The 24,563-nt window shown below is 59.7% G+C and carries 23 protein-coding genes; 13 read left to right on the top strand and 10 right to left on the bottom strand.

Features of this window, described 5'->3' with window-relative positions; translation table 11 throughout:
• Nucleotides 1-146: 146 nt before the first annotated feature.
• The 9 genes from hycI to V7Q49_RS19690 form a co-directional block, all read right to left on the bottom strand.
• Nucleotides 147-602: a hydrogenase maturation peptidase HycI gene (gene hycI, locus V7Q49_RS19730; RefSeq protein WP_301563797.1), complete on the bottom strand. Its 456-nt coding sequence runs from the start codon at nt 600-602 to the stop codon at nt 147-149.
• Nucleotides 595-1,005: a formate hydrogenlyase maturation HycH family protein gene (locus tag V7Q49_RS19725; protein ID WP_262663159.1), complete on the bottom strand. Its 411-nt coding sequence runs from the start codon at nt 1,003-1,005 to the stop codon at nt 595-597. The genes hycI and V7Q49_RS19725 overlap by 8 nt, the downstream gene beginning before the upstream one ends.
• Entirely contained in the window at nt 1,005-1,769 is a 765-nt protein-coding gene (gene nuoB / locus V7Q49_RS19720; protein ID WP_333854621.1) for an NADH-quinone oxidoreductase subunit B family protein, read from the bottom strand. Before nuoB ends, V7Q49_RS19725 begins: the two co-directional genes overlap by 1 nt.
• Nucleotides 1,766-2,311 carry a formate hydrogenlyase complex iron-sulfur subunit gene (locus V7Q49_RS19715; RefSeq protein ID WP_333854619.1) on the bottom strand — a complete coding sequence of 182 codons (546 nt, stop codon included), beginning with the start codon at nt 2,309-2,311 and terminating at the stop codon, nt 1,766-1,768. The genes nuoB and V7Q49_RS19715 overlap by 4 nt, the downstream gene beginning before the upstream one ends.
• Nucleotides 2,312-2,323: 12 nt before the next feature.
• On the bottom strand, nt 2,324-4,033 hold the full coding sequence (gene hycE, locus V7Q49_RS19710) for a formate hydrogenlyase subunit HycE (protein ID WP_333854617.1): 1,710 nt from the start codon (nt 4,031-4,033) through the stop codon (nt 2,324-2,326).
• 15 nt (nt 4,034-4,048) lie between these two features.
• A complete protein-coding gene (locus tag V7Q49_RS19705) occupies nt 4,049-4,972 on the bottom strand; it encodes a respiratory chain complex I subunit 1 family protein (RefSeq protein ID WP_333854616.1) in 924 nt (307 codons plus the stop codon).
• Nucleotides 4,973-4,974: 2 nt separating this feature from the next.
• Nucleotides 4,975-6,804, bottom strand: a complete 1,830-nt coding sequence (hycC, locus tag V7Q49_RS19700; RefSeq protein ID WP_333854614.1) for a formate hydrogenlyase subunit 3 — start codon at nt 6,802-6,804, stop codon at nt 4,975-4,977.
• Complete coding sequence (locus tag V7Q49_RS19695) at nt 6,804-7,409, bottom strand: 4Fe-4S dicluster domain-containing protein (protein ID WP_333854612.1); 606 nt, start codon at nt 7,407-7,409, stop codon at nt 6,804-6,806. The genes hycC and V7Q49_RS19695 overlap by 1 nt, the downstream gene beginning before the upstream one ends.
• A 76-nt stretch (nt 7,410-7,485) precedes the next feature.
• On the bottom strand, nt 7,486-7,944 hold the full coding sequence (locus V7Q49_RS19690; protein WP_333854610.1) for a transcriptional regulator: 459 nt from the start codon (nt 7,942-7,944) through the stop codon (nt 7,486-7,488).
• Between the two features lie 234 nt (nt 7,945-8,178).
• On the opposite strand from V7Q49_RS19690, the gene hypA reads away from it, so the two are divergent.
• The 13 genes from hypA to emrB all read left to right on the top strand — a co-directional run bounded on the left by hypA (nt 8,179) and on the right by emrB (nt 22,731).
• A complete protein-coding gene (gene hypA / locus V7Q49_RS19685; protein ID WP_142486869.1) occupies nt 8,179-8,529 on the top strand; it encodes a hydrogenase maturation nickel metallochaperone HypA in 351 nt (116 codons plus the stop codon).
• A 3-nt stretch (nt 8,530-8,532) separates the two neighbouring features.
• Nucleotides 8,533-9,405, top strand: coding sequence for a hydrogenase nickel incorporation protein HypB (gene hypB, locus V7Q49_RS19680; RefSeq protein WP_333854607.1), 873 nt, complete (start codon nt 8,533-8,535; stop codon nt 9,403-9,405).
• Complete coding sequence (locus V7Q49_RS19675; protein ID WP_333854605.1) at nt 9,396-9,674, top strand: HypC/HybG/HupF family hydrogenase formation chaperone; 279 nt, start codon at nt 9,396-9,398, stop codon at nt 9,672-9,674. Before hypB ends, V7Q49_RS19675 begins: the two co-directional genes overlap by 10 nt.
• The gene (gene hypD / locus V7Q49_RS19670; protein ID WP_333854603.1) at nt 9,674-10,795 is read left to right on the top strand and encodes a hydrogenase formation protein HypD; all 1,122 of its coding nucleotides are present in this window, start codon (nt 9,674-9,676) and stop codon (nt 10,793-10,795) included. Before V7Q49_RS19675 ends, hypD begins: the two co-directional genes overlap by 1 nt.
• Nucleotides 10,792-11,802, top strand: a complete 1,011-nt coding sequence (hypE, locus tag V7Q49_RS19665) for a hydrogenase expression/formation protein HypE (protein WP_333854601.1) — start codon at nt 10,792-10,794, stop codon at nt 11,800-11,802. Before hypD ends, hypE begins: the two co-directional genes overlap by 4 nt.
• A 30-nt stretch (nt 11,803-11,832) precedes the next feature.
• Complete coding sequence (gene flhA / locus V7Q49_RS19660) at nt 11,833-13,920, top strand: formate hydrogenlyase transcriptional activator FlhA (protein WP_333854599.1); 2,088 nt, start codon at nt 11,833-11,835, stop codon at nt 13,918-13,920.
• A gap of 317 nt (nt 13,921-14,237) precedes the next feature.
• Nucleotides 14,238-15,440 carry a glycine betaine/L-proline ABC transporter ATP-binding protein ProV gene (gene proV / locus V7Q49_RS19655; protein WP_333854597.1) on the top strand — a complete coding sequence of 401 codons (1,203 nt, stop codon included), beginning with the start codon at nt 14,238-14,240 and terminating at the stop codon, nt 15,438-15,440.
• On the top strand, nt 15,433-16,506 hold the full coding sequence (gene proW / locus V7Q49_RS19650; RefSeq protein WP_333854595.1) for a glycine betaine/L-proline ABC transporter permease ProW: 1,074 nt from the start codon (nt 15,433-15,435) through the stop codon (nt 16,504-16,506). Before proV ends, proW begins: the two co-directional genes overlap by 8 nt.
• 134 nt (nt 16,507-16,640) lie before the next feature.
• A complete protein-coding gene (gene proX, locus V7Q49_RS19645) occupies nt 16,641-17,636 on the top strand; it encodes a glycine betaine/L-proline ABC transporter substrate-binding protein ProX (protein WP_333854594.1) in 996 nt (331 codons plus the stop codon).
• A 200-nt stretch (nt 17,637-17,836) separates the two neighbouring features.
• Nucleotides 17,837-19,021, top strand: a complete 1,185-nt coding sequence (locus V7Q49_RS19640; RefSeq protein ID WP_333854592.1) for an MFS transporter — start codon at nt 17,837-17,839, stop codon at nt 19,019-19,021.
• 312 nt (nt 19,022-19,333) lie between these two features.
• Complete coding sequence (mprA, locus tag V7Q49_RS19635) at nt 19,334-19,864, top strand: transcriptional repressor MprA (RefSeq protein WP_032613564.1); 531 nt, start codon at nt 19,334-19,336, stop codon at nt 19,862-19,864.
• 127 nt (nt 19,865-19,991) lie between these two features.
• On the top strand, nt 19,992-21,167 hold the full coding sequence (gene emrA, locus V7Q49_RS19630) for a multidrug efflux MFS transporter periplasmic adaptor subunit EmrA (RefSeq protein ID WP_333854591.1): 1,176 nt from the start codon (nt 19,992-19,994) through the stop codon (nt 21,165-21,167).
• A gap of 16 nt (nt 21,168-21,183) precedes the next feature.
• Nucleotides 21,184-22,731 carry a multidrug efflux MFS transporter permease subunit EmrB gene (gene emrB, locus V7Q49_RS19625; protein WP_333854589.1) on the top strand — a complete coding sequence of 516 codons (1,548 nt, stop codon included), beginning with the start codon at nt 21,184-21,186 and terminating at the stop codon, nt 22,729-22,731.
• A 60-nt stretch (nt 22,732-22,791) separates the two neighbouring features.
• Here emrB and V7Q49_RS19620 read toward each other — a convergent pair.
• Nucleotides 22,792-24,563, bottom strand: a 1,772-nt coding sequence (locus V7Q49_RS19620) for an FKBP-type peptidyl-prolyl cis-trans isomerase N-terminal domain-containing protein (protein WP_333854587.1), incomplete at its 5' end; no start/stop codon positions are given.

Here is a 24,563-nt window from a genome sequence, read left to right as displayed (position 1 = left end):
ATTGTGCTCGCTTCTGCCGGGCGGCGGCTGACGCCTTGCACGGCCTACAAAACCCACAATATCAACAAATGACGCATTTTTCGTAGGCCCGGTAAGGCGCTAGCCGCCACCGGGCATTTCCAGAGAGGTACCTTCGTGGTTACGCGCTACAACTCCCCAAACACCAGCACCCCATCCCGGTCTACCAGACTTTCATAAACCCTCTCGACGGCAGCCTTCACCTTCTCCGTCATCGGATAATAGAACCCCACAATATCCGGCTGGATGCCAAGGAAAACCACCTCCCCCACATCACCCTTAAGCTGATCCACCAGGTAGTTCAGCGGCATATTGTGCGTCGTCATCATAAACATCTCGGCAATGTCGTCCGGGTCGATGCGGCGGATCTCGCCGGGGTTGAGCCCCATATCCGTTGCATCGACAATCAGCAGGCGCGCCGGGCGCAGCTCGCGGATCGCGACCACGTCGTTTTCCGGGGCGCTGCCGCCGTCGAACACTACCCAGTCGCCGCGGGGCGCTTCGCGGCACATCTCGGCCAGCAGCGGACCGGCGCCGTCGTCGCCCATCATGCTGTTGCCGACGCAGAGTAAAACATCAGTCACGTTGCCTCCGAACCATCAGATAGATGGCGTTTTCCTGGTGAATGGCGTGGAGCATGCCGAGCATCGCCCGGCTCCACGTCTGCTGCTGCGCCGTCTGTCGCGCCATCGCGGCGTCAAAGGCGCTGGCCAGCATCACAATATGATTCGCGTCGATGACGATCTCCCCGTAGCGCGGCACGCCCTCCATTTTGCGCCGCGCCTCGCTCCCTGTTTCCAGAGTGGCGATCCACGCCAGGTACGCCTCCCACGGGCAGGTCAGCGCCGCCTCCAGGCAGTCGATGACCCCCAGATGGTGGCCGATGGCCAGCCCGTAATAGATCACCTGTTGGGCGTCGTCAGGCGTATTGTCATTTTCATCAATGAACTTGCGGCTGAGCTGGCTGAACACTACGGTTTCGCTCATCAGACGCGCTCCTGCCCGACCACCTCAATGAGGTTGCCGACGATTTCGTTCAGGCGAGGGTCGTTCTCCCGGGCCAGCCAGGCCGCGACGCTTTTATCCCCTTCCAGCAGATGGCGCATAAAGTCGTCGGCGATCTGGCGGCCGTAGCGGTAGCCCGCCAGACGGCGCGCGGCGCGATCGATACGTACCCGCAGAGGCTGGACCATCTCCGGATGCAGCAGTTCTGCGGGCTGGCTGTCCAGCGCCCCCGGCTCGCGGGCGTGGATTTTTTGCTCCAGCAGCCCCAGCGCCATGGCAAAGCCATACAGGGTGGCGGCAGGCGACGGCGGGCAGCCGGGGATATAAACATCCACCGGGACGATTTTGTCGGTGCCGCCCCAGACGCAGTACAGGTCGTGGAAGATGCCGCCGGAGTTACCGCACGCGCCGTAGGAGATGCAGATTTTTGGATCCGGGGCCGATTCCCACGCGCGCAGCGCCGGGGAGCGCATCGCGCGGGTGACTGCGCCGGTAAACAGCAAAATGTCGGCGTGGCGCGGGGATGGCACCACCTTGATGCCGAAGCGCTCGGTATCGAAAATCGGCGACAGGGTGGCGAAGATCTCAATCTCGCAGCCGTTGCAGCCGCCGCAGTCCACGCGGTAGACGTAGGCCGAGCGCTTAATTTTTTTCAGCAGCGAGGCCTTCATGCTGGCGATGGACTCATCCACCGTCACCGGCACCGGGATCCCCTGTTCGTTACGTGGCCCTAACAGTTCGCTCATCGTGTCGCTTCCTTCATCTCGCGGGTCAGATGGATTTTGTCCGAGGGGGTCAGCCCCTGCAGGCGCTTGCAGTCCGGGCAGGTCTCAAAACTTTCCCGGTGATGTTCCGCGCGTTTGTCGCCGTTGTGGCGCAGCAGTTCGATGACGTAGTCGATCTCTTTCTGCACCGCGTACGGGCGCTCGCACACCCGGCAGTGACAGATATCAAAGCGCGACTGCTGGAGGAAGTCGGCCTTGCTCCACACTGCCAGCTCGTACTCCTGGGAGAGTTTGATGGCGGTGGTCGGGCAGACCTCTTCGCAGCGTCCGCAGAAGATGCAGCGCCCCAGATTGAACTGCCAGAACAGCTCGCCGTTCTTTAAATCGGTCTCCACCGTCAGGGCGTTGGACGGGCAGGCGTTCACGCACGCCGCGCAGCCGATACACTGCTTAGGGTCGTGCTCCGGCTTGCCGCGCATATTTTTGTCGACCGCAATCGGCTGGAGGGGATAGGACTCCGTCACCGTGCCGGTTTTGATGACTTTTTTGATAAAGGTAAACATGGGTGCTCCGGGTTATTTCAGCGGCGAGTTCTTGCGTTCAATGCTGTAGCGTTCCAGCTCTTTGTACGGCACCACCTTGCTCTTCTTCTTGCGCACGTCCACCACCGTCATGCGGTCGGTGCAGGAGTAGCAAGGATCGAGGCTGCCGATAATCAGCGGCGCGTCGGAGACGGTATTGCCGCGCAGCATGTAGCGCAGGGTCGGCCAGTTGGCGTAGGTGGCCGCCCGGCAGCGCCAGCGCCACAGCTTCTGGTTGTCGCCGGTCATGCTCCAGTGGATATCATCCCCGCGCGGCGCTTCGCTGAAGCCCAGCGCAAAGCGGTTCGGGATATAGGTAAAGCCTTCCACCATCAGCTCGCCGCCCGGCAGGTTGTCGAGGCCGAAATCGATCATGTTCAGGGCGGTGTAGACCTCGTTGATGCGCACTTTCAGGCGCGAGATCACGTCGCAGCCCTGCTCGGTGTGGACCTCCATCGGCAGCAGGCCGTAACCGACAAACGGGTGATCGGCGCGGGTGTCGCGGGCGTGGCCGCTGGCGCGCACCATCGGGCCGACGTTGCTGAAGTCGCGGGCGATCTGCGGGTCGAGACGGCCCACGCCCACGGTGCGCTGGTCGATATTCGGCGTGCTCAGCAGAATGTCCACCAGGTCCTGCACCTCGCGGCGCATCTGCTGGGCCAGCAGGCGGGTGGCGATCATGTCGTCTTTCAGCAGGTCGCGACGTATGCCGCCGATCAGGTTCAGACCGTAGGTTTTACGCGCCCCGGTAAGGATCTCCGCCATCTTCATGGAGGTCTCACGCACGCGGAAGAACTGCATAAAGCCGGAGTCAAAGCCGACGAAGTGGCAGGCCAGGCCGAGGTTCAGCAGGTGCGAGTGCAGGCGTTCCACCTCCAGCAGGATGGCGCGGATCATCTGGGCGCGTTCCGGCACCACGATCCCCATCGCGTTCTCCACCGAGGTGGTGTAGGCCGTGCTGTGGGCAAAGCCGCAGATGCCGCACACGCGATCCGACAGGAAGGTCACTTCGTTGTAGCCCATGCGGGTTTCGGCCAGCTTCTCCATGCCGCGATGAACGTAGAACAGGCGGTAATCGGCGTCGATGATGTTCTCGCCGTCGACGAACAGGCGGAAGTGGCCCGGCTCATCGGAGGTAACGTGCAGCGGGCCAATCGGCACCACGTTGTTCTTCTTGTCTCCCAGTTCGTTGATGAACTCGTAGGTCTCTTTATCGGTGGTCGGCGCCGGGCGCTGACGGTAGTCCATGCTGTCTTTACGCAGCGGATAGAGTTCGTCCGGCCAGTCATCCGGCAGCACCAGACGGCGCTCGTCCGGCAGACCTACCGGCACCAGGCCGTACATGTCGCGCACTTCGCGCTCGCCCCACACCGCAGCGGGCACGCGCGGGGTGACGGACGGGAACTCCGGCTTGTCGGCATCCACTTCCACGCGCACGGTGAGCCAGCAGCGGGTGCCCTGCTCCATCGACAGCACATAGTAGACGGCGTAGCTGCCGCAGAGCTGGCGTTCGTCGTTACCAAACAGCACCGACAGCCAGCCGCCCTGCTTGTAGTACAGGAACTCGACCACTTCCGGCAGGTAGTTAATTTTCACCGTCACGGTGATTTGATCTTTGGTCTGCCAGGCTTCATCCAGCACCACGCCGGGGAAGGCCTGGTGCAGTGCGGCGAGATAGTGTTGACCAACTTTTTCTTCAGACATGGTTATTCTCTACAGTCACGCCGCCAGCAAGGAGACGAAAGCTAAAAATGCCAGACCGAAACCGGTCCAGGTAATTCGTGAGGTGGCGTTAAAGCGCAGACGCGCCATGCTGTTCTCAAACAGGGCGATCACCAGCACGCCAACCACCAGCTTCACCACGGCAATGACGATCGCCAGCAGCAGGCCGCCTGCGGAGAAATGCGTCATCTGTCCCCAGGGGATAAACACCCCGACGAACATCTGCAGCACCACCAGCTGTTTCAGGCTGATGCCCCACTTGAGGAGCGCAAAGCCCGCGCCGCTGTATTCCGACAGCGGGCCTTCCTGCAGCTCCTGCTCGGCTTCGGCGAGGTCAAACGGCAGTTTGCCCATCTCAATAAAGGTGGCGAAGGCGCAGGCGCACATCGCCAGTAACAGCGTCACGGAGTGCGCCACCGGCCAGTGATAAATCGTCGCGGTCACGGCGCTGATGTGGGTCGTTCCCGCCACCTGCGCGGCAACCCACAGACCCAGCAGCAGGATCGGCTCCACCAGCACGCCGAGCATCGCTTCACGGCTCGCGCCAATCCCGGTGAACGGGCTGCCGGTATCGAGCCCGGCAATGGCGAAGAAGAAGCGGGCAATCGCGAAGAGGTAGATCAGGGTAATGAGATCCCCCAGCGCAGGCAGCGGCGAGGCGACGGTGATCACCGGCAGCGCCGTGGCAATGGCAAACATCACCGCCACCATCACAAACGGCATCAGGCGGAAGACCCAGCCGGAGGCCGCCGGGGCCACGCTCTGGCGGCCCAGGAGTTTGAACAGATCGCGGTACTCCTGGAAGATATCCGGCCCGCGACGGGTATGCAGGCGAGCACGCGCTACGCGGGTAATGCCCGCCAGCAGCGGCGCAACGGCAAACAGCACCAGCGCCTGAATCAAAGCGAAGATGAGGGTCATGCTCAGGCTCCTCGGGAGATAACGACAACCACCAGCACCGCCAGCTCAATCAGGGCGATACGGTGGAACAACACGGCGGTGCAGTCGCACTGCCAGCCGGGGATAAAGCGCACCGGGTTGAGCCATTTGCGCAGCTTCAGCACGGGCGCGAAGGACTCTTTCACCGGCATCGCAAAGCCGTGGGCGGTGATGACCATCGCGGCTTCGTGATCGTAGCCGCAGACCCAGGCAAAGCCGCGGGAGCGGTTCGCCAGGCGATCGCCTTTCAACAGCACCATCACGATAAACGGCAGCAGCAGACCGGCGATAAGCAGCAGAGCGATCATCGGTTGCGAGACGGTAGACATCTCACCGCCGCTGACCGGGAACAGGCCGCTGATAATCGGCAGGAACCACGGGGCCGCCACGCCACCCGCCACGCAGCACAGCGCTGCCAGCAGGGTGCTGAAGGTCATCAGCCACGGCGCGGAGGTGGCGTTTTCCGCCTCCCCGGTGCGCGGTGCGCCCAGGAAGGTGACGCCATAGACTTTCGCCATACACATCACCGCCAACGCGCCGGTGATCGCCAGGCCGGTCGCCAGCAGCGGCCCGAGCAGACGGGCAACGAACGCGTCGTGCGTGCCAAGGTTAAAGAAGGATTGATAGATCACCCACTCCCCGGCAAAGCCGTTCAGCGGCGGCAGCGCCGCCATCGCCATCAGCCCCACCAGCATAGCCAGCGAGATCAGCGGCATTTTTTTGCCGATGCCGCCGAGCTTCTCGATGTCGCGATGGCCGGTGCGATACCACACCGCGCCCGCGCCGAGGAACAGCGTGGTTTTAAACAGGCCGTGGCTGATCAGGTGGTAAAGACCGCCGGTGAAGCCCAGCGCAATCAGCAGATTGCTGTGCAGCGCAATACCGGTGACGCCCGCCCCGAGGCCGAGCAGGATAATGCCGATGTTTTCCAGGGTGTGGTACGCCAGCAGGCGCTGGATGTTGTGCTCCATCAGGGCGTACAGCCCGCCGATAAAGGCGGTGAGCATCCCCATCACCAGCAGCAGCACCCCGAGCCACAGCGGTGGTAACACCCCGCTGAGGGAAACGGTGAGCATGCCGTAGAGACCGACCTTCATCACCACCGTGGAGAACAGCGCAGCCGCCGGGGCGCTGGCGTTAGCATGCGCCTGCGGGGCCCAGCCGTGCAGCGGGATCACCCCGGCCAGCAGGCCAAAGCCCGCCAGGCCCGGCAGCCAGACGCTGGCCCCCGGTGCCTCGGCAGAGGCCAGCGCATTCATTGCGCCAAAGTCCAAGGTGCCGTAGTAGCGCCACGCCTGCCAGCAGGCGATCGCCAGCAGGAGGGTTCCCAGACGCCCCAGCACAAACCACAGCTTGCCGGACTGGGCGCAGCCGGTGAGAAACGCGGCGCACAGGGCCATCACTTCGGCCATCACCACCAGCCAGCCGAGGTTATCGGCCATGATGGCGGCCACGGCGGCAGCCATCAGCAGGTTGGTCAGCAGGCCGTTGGCTTTCGCCTGCGGGTGGCGATGCCAGGCAATGGTAAACAGGCTGATCAGGCACGCGGGCAGGCCAATGGCGATCAGCCATATCGCCCGGATGCTGGTTATCTGCATGCCGATATGCAGCCAGGCCATCTCTGCGTGCAGGGGTCCGACCTGCGAGGCGAGCAGCGCGATCGCCCCTGCCCCCACCGCCATGGCGCTGGCGACGGCCCCGCCAATCCCGGCGATAGCACCGCTGATTGGCCGGTTAGCGCAAAAAATAAGTGCCAGCACGGCGCTGATGACATACCACCCCAGCGCCTGGTTAATTAACGTTAAGGCGTTCATCAAAGCTCTCCTTGTTGCGACTGGAACAGCGACAGATCGCCCAGATCCGTATGCAGGGTGAGTTCGCGCTTGTTCCGGCTGGCGCGCGCGATGTCCTCGTTATTAATCAGACGCAGGGATTTGGTCGGACAGGTGCGCACGCACGCCGGGCCGTCGGGGTCGAAGTAGCACAGGTCGCACTTCACCGCGATGGCACGTACGCCGGGCACCCAGTCGAGGAACGGGCTGACGCGGGCGGGAGCCGGGGCGGCCATCGGTGCCTTGCTGGTATTACAGTTGGCAGGAATGGCCCGCGGGCGGCTCCCGGCAAACTCAACGGCGCCAAACGGGCAGGCAATACCGCACAGCTTGCAGCTGACGCACAGGCTTTCATTAAGCTGGATGGCACCGTCAATGCGGGTAATGGCATTAACCGGGCACACCTGGGCGCAGGGGGCATCTTCGCAGTGATGGCAAAGCTGCGGCGCAGAGTCGGTGCTGTTGCGCATCACTTTCAGTCGCGGCTGGCTTTGCAGGCCATGCTGGCGATGGTTTTCTGAGCAGGCTGCCTCACAGGTGTGGCACCCGATACACAGCGTGGGATCGGCAATTACAAAACGATTCACCTGGTTTCCTCTGGTGATAGTCATTTTTGACGAAAAATGGCGGAAGTGTCATTTTCGACACCTGCCGACATCGAATTCAGGCGGCAGCGTGGTGCTGCGCGAGCGTCGCCAGGGTCAGCGATTCGCCGCGTTCGGTGGCCTCAAACAGCGCGGCATAAACCCCGTTGATTTTCCCGAGGAAATGGTTGAACACCGCGTCGCGCTGGTCGATGTGGACGCTGCCGTCCAGCATCCCGTCGTCGCCCAGACGGGCGCGACCAATCAGCACGCGCGTGTCGTCATCACGCGCTTCGATGGTGTAATTGAAGATATGCCCGTTGAACGCCTGCTCAGGCGTCACGCGGATCAGGAAGTGGTCGAACAGCCAGAAACCGAGCCCGCTGTCATTATTGCAGCCCACACTCAGGTGCAGACTGGCTTTAGAGAGGGTGATGGCCTGAACCAGAGAATTGCCGTAGTGGTTCCAGTGGGCACGGAGCACGCGCTGTTGTCCGGCAATAAAATTGGCTTTTTCGCTCAATTCGTTAAGTGTCATGGTGATGTACCTGATGCGTCATATGTAAAGAGTTGGCTTCACTAAGCACATTTCATGCCATTTTTTAACTTATTGATTTTATGGTTTATTATTTTTTAAAGCCTGCCAGATCACAAAAAATGACATGTCATTTCGTCATCTTTGCCAGAGTTCAGTCTTTCCCCGCACTTTCTCCTCACTAAAAGCTGGCATCAATATTGCTTTAACCCGCAAGACTTCCACGGGAATAGCACAATGCACGAAATCACCCTCTGCCAGCAGGCGCTGGAATTGATCGAACAACAGGCCCATCAGCATCACGCGAAGCGGGTGACGGATGTCTGGCTGCGCGTCGGCGCCTTTTCCTGCGTGGAAAGCAGCGCGCTGGAATTTTGCTTTGAGCTGGTGTGCCGCGGCACCCTGGCCGAAGGCTGCGGGCTGCATCTCGAAGAGCAGCAGGCGGAATGCTGGTGTCAGGATTGCCAGGAATATGTCCAGCTACTTACCCACCGCGTTCGACGCTGCCCGCAGTGCGGCGGCGCGAGTCTGAATATCGTCGCTGACGACGGACTGCATATCACGCGTCTGGAAATTGAACAGGAGTAAATCATGTGTACGACCTGCGGTTGCGCCCACGGCAACCTCTATATAGAAGGTGACGAGCGGAATGCCCATTCCGCTTTTCGCAGCGCCCCATTCTCTCCGGCCCCGCGCCAGACGTTTCAGGTCACGCGCATTGGCGGCGGCGAGTTTGCGCCCACCGAACAGCAGCCGGGCCAGCTTGATTACGGCCAGGGCGCCGCAGGCACCCACGCGCCGGGCCTGAGCCAGCGCAAAATGGTCGAGATTGAGATCGACGTGCTGAGCAAAAATAATCAGCTGGCCCAGCGCAACCGCCAGCGGTTCGCCGCCCGGCACCAGCTGGCGCTGAATCTGGTCTCCAGCCCCGGCTCCGGTAAAACCACCCTGCTGACCGAGACCTTAAAGCGCTTACAGCAGCGCGTCTCCTGCGCGGTGATCGAAGGCGATCAGCAGACCGTGAATGACGCCGAGCGGATCCGCGCTACCGGCACCCCGGCGATCCAGGTGAATACCGGCAAAGGCTGCCACCTGGATGCGCAGATGATCCACGACGCCATGCAGCGCCTGCCGCTGGATGACGGCGGGATTATGTTTATCGAGAACGTGGGTAACCTGGTCTGCCCGGCCAGCTTCGATCTCGGCGAGCGTCACAAGGTGGCGGTGCTCTCCGTCACCGAGGGCGAGGACAAGCCGCTGAAATATCCGCACATGTTCGCCGCCGCCTCCATCATGCTGCTCAATAAGGTCGATCTGCTGCCGTACCTCAGCTTTGACGTGGACAAATGCCTCGCCGCCGCCCGGGAAGTAAACCCGGATATCGCCATCCTGCTGGTCTCCGCCACGCGCGGTGACGGGATGGACGCCTGGCTTGACTGGCTGGAGGCGCAGCGATGTGCATAGGCGTTCCCGGTAAAATCAGTGCCATTTATGACGGTATGCAGGCCAAAGTTGAGGTCTGCGGCGTGCTGCGCGATGTGGATCTGACCCTGGTCGGTGCCCACGACGACCGCGGCAACAGCCGTCTCGGCCAGTGGGTGTTGGTCCACGTCGGCTTCGCCATGAGCGTGATTAATGAAGAGGAGGCGCTGGACACCCTTGCCGCGCTGCAAAATATGTTCGACGTCGAACCGGACGTCGGCCCGCTGCTGTTTGGCGAGGAGTCCCGCTGATGCGCTTTGTTGACGAATACCGCGACCCGCAGAAGGTGATGCGTCTGATAGAGACGCTGAAAACCCGCGCCGAAGCCCTGCCCTATACGCCCCAGCGTCCGCTGCGGATTATGGAGGTGTGCGGGGGCCATACGCATGCCATCTTTAAGTTTGGCCTCGATCGGCTCCTGCCCGAGAATATCGAGTTTATTCACGGCCCCGGCTGCCCGGTGTGCGTCCTGCCGATGGGGCGGATCGACACCTGCATCGAGATCGCCAGCCACCCGGAGGTGATCTTCTGTACCTTCGGGGACGCGATGCGGGTGCCGGGTAAAAACGGCTCCCTGCTGGATGCCCGGATGCGCGGCGCGGATGTGCGGATTATCTACTCCCCCGCCGACGCGCTGAAGCTCGCCCAGCAGAACCCGGATCGTAAAGTGGTCTTCTTCGGCCTGGGGTTCGAAACCACCATGCCCGCCACCGCCCTGACCCTGCGTCAGGCGAAGGCCGCGAACGTGTCGAACTTCTTCTTTTTCTGCCAGCACATCACCCTGATCCCGGTGCTGAAAAGCCTGCTGGAACAGCCGGAAAATGGCATCGACGCCTTCCTGGCGCCGGGACACGTCACCATGGTGATTGGCACCCACGCCTACGATTTTATTGCCGAGGAACATCAGCGCCCGCTGGCGGTGGCCGGTTTTGAGCCGGTCGATCTGCTGCAGGGGGTGTTAATGCTGGTGGAGCAGAAAATTGCCGGTGTAAGCCAGGTGGAAAACCAGTATCGCCGCATCGTGCCGGAAGAGGGCAACCCGCTGGCGCAGGCCGTTATGGACAAGGTGTTCAGCATCGAAGGCGAAAGCGAATGGCGCGGGCTGGGGGTCATCGACCACTCCGGCGTGCACCTCACCGAGGCCTATCGCCAGTTCGACGCCGAGCGCCACTTCCGCACCCGTGCGCAAGACATCTGCGACGATCCTGAGGCACGCTGCGGCGCGGTTCTGACCGGACGCTGCAAACCGGCCCAGTGTCCGCTGTTTGGTAACAAGTGCACGCCGCAAAGCGCCTTTGGCGCGCTGATGGTGTCATCAGAAGGGGCGTGTAGCGCCTGGTATCAGTACCGTTCTCAGGAGTGTGAAAGTTGAAACAGATAACCCTCGCCCACGGGAGCGGCGGACAGGCCATGCAGCAGCTGATCGGCGATCTTTTTATGCGCGCCTTCGCCAACCCGCTGCTGAACGAGCAGGAAGATCAGGCCCGTATTCCCCTGCATGAGCTGACCGCCCAGGGCGACAGGCTGGCCTTTTCCACCGACAGCTACGTGATTGACCCGCTGTTCTTCCCCGGGGGCGATATCGGCAAGCTGGCGATCTGCGGCACGGCTAACGACGTGGCGGTGAGCGGCGCGATCCCGCGCTGGCTCTCCTGCGGCTTTATCCTTGAGGAGGGGCTGGAGATGGCGACGCTGGAGCGCATCGTCGCCAGCATGTCCGCAACGGCCGCGGCGGCGGGGATCACCATCGTCACCGGCGACACCAAAGTGGTCCCGCGCGGTGCGGCGGATAAGGTGTTTATTAACACCGCCGGTATCGGTTCGATCCCCGAGGGGGTAAACTGGGGTACGCGCCAGATTGCGGTGGGCGATGTGCTGCTGGTCAGCGGTACGCTGGGCGATCACGGTGCGACCATCCTGAATCTGCGCGAAGGTTTAGGTCTGGATGGCGATCTACGCAGCGACTGCGCCGTTCTGACGCCGCTGATTCAGGCCCTGCGGACGGAACCGGGCATTAAAGCCCTGCGCGACGCCACCCGCGGCGGCGTGAATGCCGTCGCCCATGAATTTGCCGCCAGCAGCGGCTATGGGATTGAACTCCACGAGAGCGCCCTGCCCGTTAAGCCCGCCGTGCGCGGCGCGTGCGAGCTGCTGGGGCTGGATCCGCTCAACTTTGCCAACGAAGGCAAGCTGGTTATTGCTGTTGAACGCCAGGAAGCGGAGCGCGTGCTAGGCTTAGTACGTCAACATCCTCTGGGCCAGGATGCCGCCATCATCGGTGAAGTGGTCGAGCACAAAGGTGTCCGGCTCACCGGACTTTACGGCGTGAAGCGCACCCTGAACCTGCCGCATGCCGAACCGCTGCCGCGTATTTGCTGACAGCAGACTCTCATTTTCTGGATATAACGCATGTCGTATACACCCACGAACGATCCCATCGATCAAGGATTGTTCGATATTACCCGTACCCTGCTGCAACAGCCCGATCTCTGCGCCCTGGCGCGGTCGTTGACCTGGCATGCCCGGCAGATGAACCTGGCGGATCGCGCCAACATTCTGCTCTGGCAGTCAGAGCAGCGTCGCGTCTGTTTGTACGGCACCGACGAGCAGGATCGGGATATCCGCTGTGAAGATGAGCCGCTGCTGGCGAACGGGCCTTTCCGCCGCATGCTGTCGCGCCCTGACGTGCTGCACTGTCAGGCGGACACGTTTAAAGAGACCTGGCCGGCGCTGGCCGGGCTGGAGCTCTATCCGCCTTTTGCCCATTACTGCCTGACGCCGCTGGCGGCCGACGGACGGATCTTCGGTAGCTGCGAGTTCCTGCGCGACAGCGATCGCCCCTGGCGCGACAGCGACCTCTCCCGGCTGCAAACCCTGACCCAGGCGGCCGGCCTGGCGGTGGAGCAGATCCTCGCCCGGCAGAATAACAGCGACAGCTACGAGGTGCTGTGCCGGGAACGTAACGACTTTCGCCTGCTGGTGGCCATCACCAACGCGGTGCTGTCTAAACTCGACCTGGATGAGCTGGTGACGGAGGTTTCCCGGGAGATCCAGCGCAACTTCGGCATCGACTCTATCAGCATGGTGCTGCGCAGCGACCGCAAGGGTAAGCTCCTCGTCTACTCCACCCATTACCTGAATAAAGATGCCCCGCTGTACGATCAGAGCGAGGTGGACGAGAAAGGCACGCTGTCTGAAAAAGTGATGCTTAACAAAAAGATGCTGATGCTTAACCTGCACAGTCGCGATCAGCACGCCCCTTACGAACGCATGCTGTTTGATATGTGGGGCGAGCAGGATCAGACTCTGTGCCTGTTCCCGCTGATCTTCCGCGAGCGGATCCTCGGCACCCTGAAGCTGGCCCAGTGCAAGGCCCAGGTCTTCACCGCCTCGAACCTGGAGCTGCTGAACCAGATCGCCGAACGCATCGCCATTGCCGTGGATAATGCCCTCTCCTACCGCGAGATCAGCCACCTCAAGGAGCGGCTGATCGACGAGAACCTCGCCCTGACCGAGCAGATCAACAACGTCGCCACCGATTTTGGCGAAATCATTGGCCGCAGCTCGCCAATGATGACGGTGATGAAGCAGGTGGAGATGGTCGCGCACAGCAACAGCACGGTGCTGATCCTCGGGGAGACCGGCACCGGTAAGGAGCTGATTGCCCGCGCCATTCATAACCTGAGCGGACGCAGCGAGCGCCGGATGGTGAAGATGAACTGCGCGGCGATGCCCGCCGGTCTGCTGGAAAGCGACCTGTTCGGTCACGAGCGCGGGGCCTTTACCGGCGCCAGCGCCCAGCATATTGGCCGCTTTGAACTGGCGGATAAAAGCACCCTGTTTCTCGATGAAGTGGGCGATATGCCCATTGAGCTGCAGCCCAAGCTGCTGCGCGTGCTCCAGGAGCAGGAGTTCGAGCGGCTCGGCAGCAACCGTACTATCCACACCGACGTGCGCCTGATTGCCGCCACCAACCGCGACTTAACGCAAATGGTCGCCGATCGTGAGTTTCGCAGCGACCTTTACTACCGGCTCAACGTGTTCCCGATCTTCCTCCCGCCACTGCGGGAACGTCCGGAAGATATCCCCCTGCTGGTGAAATCGTTCACCTTCAAGATCGCCCACCGGCTGGGGCGCAATATCGACAGTATTCCGGCGGAGACGCTGCGTCAGCTCAGCAAAATGGAGTGGCCGGGCAACGTGCGCGAGCTGGAAAACGTGATTGAGCGCGCGGTGCTTCTGACCCGCGGCAACGTCCTGCAACTGTCGCTGCCGGATATCGATTATCCCCGCTTTGTCAGCACCGCAGTGCCGGAGTCGGTGGTCAGCCCGATCCGCGAAGGCGAAGAGGAATATCAACACATTATGCGCGTGCTGAAGGAGACCAACGGCGTGATCGCCGGGCCAAAAGGCGCTGCCAAACGCCTGGGCCTGAAGCGCACCACGCTCCTGTCGCGCATGAAGCGCCTCGGTATCGATAAGAACGCCATTTTGTAAGTCGCAGGAGGGAAATATCACCGGGATGAGTGGAATATAATTCTCATGTTTTCGCGGTGCTATTTCCCTGCCATATTCGCCTCCATTTTCGTTTTTACTCCGCCAATTTCGCCACAATAAGACATTTCTCAAGAAAAATTCATACCGCGCTAAGCCCTTATCTCATGGGAAATTGCGCCGTTTCGCGCGCGGCAAAAATCATGCCACAAGCCAATCCAGGGTTGTCTCAGATTCTGAGTATGTTAGGGTATGGCCGGTTAATTATATTCACTGGTAAACATATCGACATAAATAAATAACGGGACATTCTTTATTGCATGGCAATTAAATTAGAAGTTAAAAATCTTTATAAGGTATTTGGCGAGCACCCGCAGCGCGCATTCAAATATATTGAAAAAGGTCTTTCAAAAGAACAAATTCTGGAAAAAACCGGGCTGTCGCTTGGCGTTAAAGACGCCAGTCTGGCCATTGAAGAAGGCGAGATTTTCGTCATCATGGGGTTATCCGGTTCGGGTAAATCCACTATGGTTCGCCTTCTCAATCGCCTGATTGAACCCACCCGCGGACAGGTGCTGATTGACGGCGTGGATATCGCCAGAATATCGGATGCCGAGCTCCGCGAGGTGCGCAGAAAAAAGATCGCGATGGTGTTTCAGTCATTCGCCCTGATGCCGCATATGACGGTATTAGATAACACCGCGTTTGGCATGGAATTAGCCGGCGTACCGGCCAGTGAGCGCCAGGAAAAAGCGCTGGATGCACTGCGTCAGGTCGGGCTGGAAAATTACGCTCACGCGTACCCGGATGAACTTTCCGGCGGGATGCGTCAGCGCGTGGGATTAGCCCGCGCATTAGCGATCAACCCCGATATATTATTAATGGACGAAGCCTTTTCGGCGCTCGATCCCTTAATTCGTACCGAGATGCAGGATGAGCTGGTAAAACTGCAGTCCCGGCATCAGCGCACCATTGTCTTTATTTCCCATGACCTTGATGAAGCTATGCGAATTGGCGATCGTATTGCCATTATGCAAAATGGCGAAGTGGTGCAGGTGGGTACCCCGGATGAAATTCTCAATAATCCGGCGAATGACTATGTACGCACCTTCTTCCGCGGCGTGGATATTAGCCAGGTGTTCAGCGCCAAAGATATTGCCCGCCGGGCTCCGAACGGCATTATCCGTAAAACGCCAGGTTTCGGCCCGCGCTCCGCGCTGAAGCTGCTGCAGGACGAAGACCGTGAATACGGTTATCTGGTTGAACGCGGCAATAAATTTGTAGGTGTTGTCTCCATCGATTCCCTGAAAACCGCCCTCGGCGAAAACTTAGGAATCGATGCGGCGTTAATTGATGCTCCGCTTGCCGTGGATGCCGAAACGCCGCTCAGCGAGTTGCTCTCCCATGTCGGCCAGGCGCCCTGCGCGGTGCCGGTGGTCGGAGAGGAACAACAGTACGTCGGCATCATCTCAAAACGCATGTTGCTGCAGGCTTTAGATCGCGAGGGGGCAAACAATGGCTGATCAATCTAACCCGTGGGGCACCACAGAGGCCGCCGACAGCGCGGCACAATCCGCTGACGCGTGGGGTTCCTCCACAACGGCAGCACCCGCGCCAACCGATGGCGGCGCGGCGGACTGGCTGACCAGCGCCCCGGCGCCGGCACCCGAGCATTTCAATATTATGGATCCGTTCCATAAAACCCTGATCCCGCTCGACAGCTGGGTGACCGAAGGGATCGACTGGGTCGTAACCCACTTCCGCCCGGTGTTCCAGGGCATTCGCGTGCCGGTGGATTACATCCTCAACGGCTTCCAGCAGCTGATGCTGGGCATGCCCGCTCCGGTAGCCATCGTGCTGTTCTCGCTTATTGCCTGGCAGTTCGGCAGCGCCGGGATGGGCGTCGCGACCCTGATCTCGCTGATCCTGATCGGCGCGATCGGGGCCTGGTCGCAGGCGATGATCACCCTGGCCCTGGTGCTGACCGCCCTGCTGTTCTGCGTGGTGATTGGCCTGCCGATGGGGATCTGGCTGGCGCGCAGTCCGCGGGCGGCCAAAATTATCCGCCCGCTGCTGGATGCGATGCAGACCACTCCGGCGTTTGTCTACCTGGTGCCTATCGTGATGCTATTCGGCATCGGTAACGTGCCGGGCGTGGTGGTGACCATTATCTTCGCCCTGCCGCCGATCGTGCGTCTGACCATTCTGGGGATCAACCAGGTTCCGGCGGATCTGATCGAAGCCTCACGCTCGTTTGGTGCCAGCCCGCGTCAGATGCTGTTTAAGGTCCAGCTGCCGCTGGCGATGCCGACCATTATGGCGGGTGTGAACCAGACCCTGATGCTGGCCCTGTCGATGGTGGTGATCGCCTCGATGATCGCCGTAGGCGGTCTCGGCCAGATGGTGCTGCGCGGGATCGGTCGTCTCGATATGGGGCTGGCTACCGTTGGCGGCGTCGGGATCGTGATCCTCGCCATTATTCTTGACCGCCTGACCCAGGCTGTCGGTCGTGATTCACGCAGTCGCGGCAACCGTCGCTGGTACAACACCGGCCCTGTCGGGTTAATCACCCGTTTTTACCCTAAATAATTCGAGTTGCAGGAAGGCGGCAAGAGAGCGAATCCCCAGGAGCATAGATGACTATGTGACTGGGGTGAGCGAGCACAGCCAACGCACCTGCAACGTGAATTATGACGGGTACATTCGTAAAATAAGGAACAACGATGAGACATAGCGTAATTTTTGCCACAGCGTTTGCCACCCTTGCCTCCACCAGCGCATTTGCTGCCGATCTGCCGGGTAAAGGCATTACCGTACAACCGGTACAAAGCACCATCTCCGAAGAGTCGTTCCAGACCGGGCTGGTCAGCCGGGCGCTGGAGAAGCTGGGTTATACCGTGAGTAAGCCCAGCGAAGTGGATTACAACGTGGGCTATACCTCCATTGCCTCCGGCGATGCCACCTTTACGGCCGTGAACTGGCAGCCGCTGCATGACGACATGTACAGCGCGGCGGGCGGCGACAAGAAGTTCTACCGTGAAGGGACCTTTGTCTCGGGTGCGGCGCAAGGTTACCTGATCGACAAGAAAACCGCCGACCAGTACCACATCACCAATATCGAACAGCTGAAAGATCCGAAGATCGCCAAACTGTTCGATACCAACGGGGATGGCAAAGCCGACATGATGGGCTGCTCCCCGGGCTGGGGCTGCGAAGCGGTGATTAACCACCAGAACAAAGCCTTCGACCTGGCGAAAACCGTGGACGTCAGCCACGGCAACTACTCGGCGATGATGGCTGACACCATCGCCCGCTTTAAGGAAGGCAAGCCGGTCATCTATTACACCTGGACCCCGTACTGGGTGAGCGACGTGCTGAAGCCAGGCAAAGATGTGGTCTGGCTGCAGGTGCCGTTCTCCTCCCTGCCGGGCGAGCAGAAGGATATCGACACCAAACTGCCGAACGGCATGAACTACGGCTTCCCGGTGAACACCATGCACATCGTCGCCAACAAAGCCTGGGCTGAGAAAAACCCGGCGGCGGCGAAGCTGTTCTCGGTGATGAAGCTGCCGCTGGCGGATATCAACGCCCAGAACGCGATGATGCACGCGGGCAAATCCTCTGAAGCCGATGTCCAGGGTCACGTTGACGGCTGGATCAAAGCCCACCAGCAGCAGTTTGATGCCTGGGTGAAAGAAGCGCTTGAGGCGCAGAAGTAAGTCATTGCGCGCTGTGTCCCCTCACCCCGGCCCTCTCCCAAAGGGAGAGGGTGTACAAGTTCCCTCTCCCTTTGGGAGAGGGTTAGGGTGAGGGGACCAAACCGCACAATCCATCACTTAACACCTCCCCGCCTCCCTTATTCATCCGTTATTATGGTTTCTGAAAAAATAATCACTCAACTAATGATTTCAAAAACCTGATGACAAAAACTAATCAAGGGCTTAGCCCCGCACTTATTCTGCTGATGTCAGTGGCAACCGGTCTGGCGGTCGCCAGTAACTATTACGCCCAGCCGCTGCTGGAAACGATCGCCCGCAACTTTTCGCTCTCGGCGAGCTCGGCCGGTTTTATCGTCACTGCCGCCCAGTTGGGGTACGCCGTGGGCCTGCTGTTCCTCGTGCCGCTGGGGGATATGTTCGAACGTCGGGCGATGATTGTCTCCATGACCCTGCTGGCCGCCGGAGGGATGCTGATCACCGCCTCCAGCCAGTCGCTGACGATGATGATCCTCGGCACCGCCCTGACCGGCCTGTTCTCTGTGGTGGCGCAGATTCTGGTGCCGCTGGCCGCCACCCTCGCCTCGCCGGAAAAACGCGGTAAGGTGGTCGGAACCATTATGAGCGGCCTGCTGCTGGGGATTTTGCTGGCGCGGACCGTCGCCGGCCTGCTGGCGGGCATCGGCGGCTGGCGCACCGTGTACTGGGTGGCATCGGTGCTGATGGTGGTGATGGCCCTTGCCCTGTGGCGCGGCCTGCCGAAGGTGAAGTCAGAAACACATCTCAACTACCCGCAGCTGCTGGGCTCCGTTTTTAGCCTGTTCACCCACGATAAACTGCTGCGTACCCGGGCGCTGCTGGGCTGTTTCACCTTCGCCAACTTCAGCATCCTCTGGACCTCCATGGCCTTCCTGCTGGCCTCCCCGCCGTTTAACTATTCCGAAGGGGTGATCGGCCTGTTTGGCCTGGCAGGGGCGGCCGGTGCGCTGGGCGCACGTCCTGCGGGCGGCCTGGCTGACAAGGGAAAATCGCATCTCACCACCAGCGTCGGGCTGGTGATGCTCCTGCTCTCCTGGGCGGCGATCTGGTACGGGCATGTCTCGGTGCTGGCGCTGATTGTCGGTATCCTGGTCCTCGACCTCACCGTGCAGGGGGTGCATATCACCAACCAGACCGTGATCTACCGCGTCAAGCCGGATGCCCGTAACCGCCTGACTGCCGGGTACATGACCAGCTACTTTATCGGCGGTGCCGCGGGGTCACTCATCTCAGCGGCGGCGTGGCAGCATGCCGGCTGGACGGGCGTGTGTGCGGTCGGTACGGTGATGGCGCTGGTTAACCTGCTGGTCTGGTGGCGCGGCTACCATCGTCAGGACGCTATTCAATAAGGTTTACATAAGTTTGGGGCTCCTCAGGGTGTTAAGGAGCCCCTCAGTCTGTTATGGTGGCGGGAATCATTTATTCCGGAAATTTTTATGTGGGTAATATATTAGAATACCGCATGAATAGCTTACGCCCGAAGACCCATCCCCGTTTTGCCAGTGCAAACCCCTCTTTTCTGTGCTTACCGGGTCACGGATCTACCCGGCTCTTGATGACGGTGAAATTTGTCTAATGGATTTTAGCCGCACAAATAATTCATTTACATTATTTGTCACTGTCGTTACTATATCGGCTGTAATTAATGAGGTTATGCCCAAATGGATAGTTCGTTTACGCCCATTGAACAAATGCTTAAATTTCGCGCCAGTCGCTACGCAGATTTCCCGTATCAGGAGATCCTGCTGACCCGTCTCTGCATGCACATGCAGGGCAAGCTGCTGGAAAATCGCAATAAGATGCTGAAAGCTCAAGGGATTAACGAGACGTTATTTATGGCGTTGATTACGCTGGAGTCTCAGGAAAACCACAGCATTCAGCCTTCCGAGCTGAGCTGCGCCCTGGGTTCGTCTCGTACCAATGCAACCCGTATTGCCGATGAGCTGGAAAAACGCGGCTGGATCGAACGCCGTGAAAGCGACAACGACCGTCGCTGTCTGCACCTGCAACTGACCGAGAAAGGTCACGAATTCCTGCGCGAGGTGCTTCCACCTCAGCACAACTGCCTGCATCAACTCTGGTCGTCTTTAAGCGGCACCGAGAAAGAGCAGCTCGAGCATATCACCCGTAAGCTTCTCACCCGTCTGGATCAGATGGATGAAGACGGCGCCGTTCTCGAGGCGCTGCGCTAACGCGACGACACGCTCCAATAAAATCCAGATTTATAAGAAAACCGAACAGGCCAGCACGCATACTGCTGGCCTTTCTGATAACAGGTCGGCTCAGCCGATGTGAAATAATAAGATCGTGGAGAAAATCATGAGCGCAAATGCGGAGAACACAACCCCGCAGCAACCGGTCAACAAGAAGAAAGGCAAACGCAAGCGCGCCCTTCTGCTGCTGACCTTGCTCTTTATTATCATTGCCGTGGCATATGGGATTTATTGGTTTTTAGTACTGCGTCATAGTGAAGAGACGGATGACGCGTACGTGGCAGGGAACCAGGTTCAGATTATGGCGCAGGTGTCGGGCAGCGTGACGAAAGTCTGGGCTGACAATACCGACTTTGTGCAAAAAGGTGAAGTGCTGGTGACGCTGGATCCAACCGACGCCCAGCAGGCGTTTGAAAAAGCTCAGACCGAGCTGGCCTCGAGCGTGCGTCAGACCCGTCAGCAGATGATCAACAGCAAGCAGCTGCAGGCGAGCATCGCCGTGCAAAAAACCGCCCTCGCCCAGGCGCAGAGCGACTTTAATCGCCGTGTTCCGCTCGGCAGCGCCAACCTGATTGGCCGTGAAGAGCTGCAACACGCCCGCGATGCGGTCGCCAGCGCGCAGGCCCAGCTTGATGTCGCCATTCAGCAGTACAACGCCAATCAGGCGATGGTGCTGGACACGACTCTCGATCAACAACCTGCGGTGAAACAGGCGGCAACTGAAGTGCGCAACGCCTGGCTGGCGCTGGAGCGAACCAAAATTGTCAGCCCGATGACCGGCTACGTTTCTCGTCGCGCCGTGCAGCCTGGTGCGCAGATCAGCTCCTCAACCCCGCTGATGGCGGTGGTGCCGGCCACTAACCTGTGGGTGGATGCTAACTTCAAAGAGACGCAGCTGGCGCATATGCGTATCGGCCAGAGCGCAACGGTAGTCAGCGATATCTACGGCGACGAGGTGAAATACACCGGTAAAGTTGTCGGGCTGGATATGGGTACCGGTAGCGCCTTCTCCCTACTGCCTGCGCAGAACGCCACCGGGAACTGGATCAAAGTGGTTCAGCGTCTGCCGGTGCGTATCGAGCTTGATGAGAAACAGCTGGTAGACCATCCGCTGCGTATTGGCCTCTCCACGCTGGTGACGGTCGATACCGCCAACCGCGACGGTCAGATGCTGGCGAACCAGGCACGTTCTAACCCGGCCTACGAAAGTAATGCCCGTGAGATCAGCCTTGAGCCAGTGAATAAGCTGATCGATGAAATCGTGAAGGCGAACGCCGGTTAATCCGAAGGTGAGCGTTATGCAGCAGCAAAAACCGCAAAAACCGTTGGAAGGCGCGCAGCTGGTCATTATGACGATTGCGCTGTCGCTGGCGACATTCATGCAGGTGCTGGACTCCACCATTGCGAACGTGGCGATCCCGACCATCGCCGGGAACCTTGGCTCATCCCTGAGCCAGGGGACGTGGGTAATCACCTCGTTCGGGGTGGCGAATGCTATCTCCATCCCGATTACCGGCTGGCTGGCAAAGCGCGTCGGGGAAGTGAAACTCTTCCTCTGGTCCACCATCGCCTTTGTTATCGCCTCCTGGGCGTGTGGGATGTCCACCAGCCTCACCATGCTGATCTTCTTCCGCGTGATCCAGGGGATTGTCGCCGGGCCGCTGATCCCGCTGTCGCAAAGTCTGCTCCTCAACAACTACCCGCCCGCCAAACGCTCTATCGCGCTGGCGCTGTGGTCGATGACGGTGATCGTCGCCCCGATCTGCGGCCCGATTCTGGGCGGCTATATCAGCGATAACTATCACTGGGGCTGGATCTTCTTTATCAACGTGCCGATTGGCGCGCTGGTGGTATTGCTGACCCTGCAGTCGCTGCGTGGTCGCGAAACCCGCACCGAACAACGGCGCATTGATGGCGTGGGGCTGGCGCTGCTGGTGCTGGGTATCGGCAGTCTGCAGATCATGCTCGACCGTGGGAAAGAGCTGGACTGGTTCGCCTCGCAGGAGATCATCGTCCTGACGGTCGTGGCGGTGGTGGCGCTAAGCTTCCTGATTGTCTGGGAGCTGACGGATGACAACCCGATAGTCGATTTGTCATTGTTTAAGTCGCGCAACTTCACCATCGGCTGTTTGTGTATCAGCCTGGCCTATATGCTCTACTTCGGCGCGATTGTTCTGCTGCCGCAGCTGTTGCAGGAGGTATATGGCTACACCGCCACCTGGGCGGGGCTGGCGTCGGCACCGGTCGGGGTGATCCCGGTCCTGCTGTCACCGATTATCGGCCGCTTCGCCCATAAGCTCGACATGCGTCGGCTGGTGACCTTCAGCTTCATTATGTATGCGGTGTGCTTCTACTGGCGTGCCTATACCTTTGAACCGGGCATGGACTTTGGCGCCTCGGCGTGGCCGCAGTTCATTCAGGGCTTTGCGGTGGCCTGCTTCTTTATGCCACTGACCACCATCACCCTCTCCGGTTTACCCCCGGAAAGGATGGCGGCGGCCTCCAGTCTGTCGAACTTTATGCGTACGCTGGCGGGCTCTATCGGTACCTCGATGACCACCACCATGTGGACCAACCGCGAGTCGCTGCACCATGCGCAGCTGACGGAGTCGGTGAACGTGTTCAATCCGCAGGCGCAGGAGATGTACAGCCAGCTTCAGGGGATGGGCATGACCGAGCAGCAGGCATCGGGCTGGATAGCACAGCAGATCACCGCGCAGGGGCTGATTATCTCGGCCAACGAGATCTTCTGGATATCGGCAGGGGTGTTCATTGTGCTGCTGGGGCTGATCTGGTTCGCCAAACCGCCGTTTGGCGCGGGCGGCGGAGGCGGTGGCGCGCACTAACCGGCTGAAAAGAAAAACGGATCTGCATGCAGATCCGTTTTTTTATGCGTGCGATTAAGGTTACTTAATGCCGATAATTTTAATGGTAATGATCGAGACCGTGCCTGGCGGGACAAAGCCGGGCACGCCCGCTTCCCCGTAGGCCTGGCTCGCCGGTATATGCAGTTTTGCTTCCCCGCCGAGACCCAGCTTTTTTACCACCGTCTGGAATAGCGGCGGTAAGTCTTTAACCCGGCTGGCGCGAACCTCTTTACTGGACATCACTTTACCGGTGCCCAGCACTTCATCAAGCTCGGTAATGATCTCATTCTGGGCGGTGATCAGAGGTGCCTCACCTTGCTGAATCACCCGGTAGACAGCGCCATCCGGCAGCCGTTTTGCCCCCTTCTCATTCGCCGCCTTCGTCATGATCGCTTTGCTCTGCTTTTCATTTTCGCTTTGCGTCGCGACAAACTGCTTTTTCTGTACCTGGTCCAGCGCGGCCAGTTCCTTTGAAAGCGCAGCAGGTGCCAGCTGGAGCTTATTGTTTACCTTGTCGTTAAAGCCCTGCATAAAGGCGTTGAGATCGAGCTTTTTGTTCAGCCCGTCCAGCTTGCTCTTCTCACGCCCTGCCACATCGCCATACCAGGTGCCGATGGCGTAGCTGGTCAGGGTATCTTTTGCTGCCGACTTATCGATCTTCATCCGCTGCTTATCCGCACCTTCTTTTGCGGGTGCAGCCTGGCTCTCTTTCAGCTTCTGGTTTTCGGCTGTCAGCGTGGCCAGAGAGGCGCTTTGCGTTTTCTGCTGCTCCTCAAGCGAGGCATTTTGCGTCTGAAGCAGGGCCAGCTGCTTTTTCAGATCCTCAGTCTCTTTTCCGGCGGTAGCCAGCTGGGTGGCCAGAGCACCGCTTTTGTCTTTCTCGCTGCCAGCGTTAGTTTTCTGAAGCGCCAACAGGGATTCCTGTGAAGCGATGACTTTTTTGGCGTCTTCAAGCTGGTTCTGCGCAATATCGGATTTGAGCTTCTCGCTTTTAAGCAGCTTATCCTGCTCGGCCATCCGGGTTTCCAGGTTAGCTTTTTGCAGATTCAGCGCCGACAGCTGCGCTTTTAAGGCATCGACCTCTTTCACCGCGCCGGTGGACGTGTCGTTGCTGGTTTTCAGGGCGGCGAGCTGCGCCTCCAGCGCTTTCTTCTGGGTTTGAAGATCGGCCAGCGCTTTGGTCAGGGCGGCGTTTTTCTCGCGGGTCTCTTTCAGTACGACCAGCTCTGTTTCCAGTGCCTTTTTCTGTGCCTGTAGATCGGCCATCTCCTTCGCCAGCGCAGCGCTTTTCTCGTTGGCCGCTTTCAGTGAAGCCAACTGGGTGTCCAGCGCCTTCTTTTGCGTTTGCAGATCGGTCAGCTCTTTGATGAGTGCCGCGTTTTTCGCACTGGTTTCTTTCAGGGCGGCCAGCTGGGTATCCAACGCTTTTTTCTGCGTCTGTAGATCGGTCAGCTCTTTAAGCAGCTTCTCTTTGTCGCTTCCGGCGCTGCTCTTCTGCATGGCCAGCAGCGACTCCTGCGAGGCGATAACTTTTTTGGCGTCCTCGAGCTGGTTCTGCGCAATTTCAAACTTTGTCTTTTCGCTGCCGAACACTTTTTCCTGTTCGGCCAGCCGGGTTTCCAGAGTGGCTTTTTGCAGATTCAGCGCCGACAGCTGCGCTTTTAAGGCATCAAGCTCTTTCGCCTGCGCGCCGCTTTTTTCATTGGCCGCATTCAGGGAGGCGAGTTGGGTATCCAGCGCCTTCTTCTCCGTTTGCAGATCGGTCAGCTCTTTAAGCAGCTTCTCTTTGTCGCTTCCGGCGCTGCTCTTCT

The organism is Leclercia sp. (genome assembly GCF_036780805.1).
In the GTDB taxonomy this organism is placed as follows: domain Bacteria; phylum Pseudomonadota; class Gammaproteobacteria; order Enterobacterales; family Enterobacteriaceae; genus Enterobacter.
This window is presented reverse-complemented; position numbering and strand designations above follow the sequence as displayed.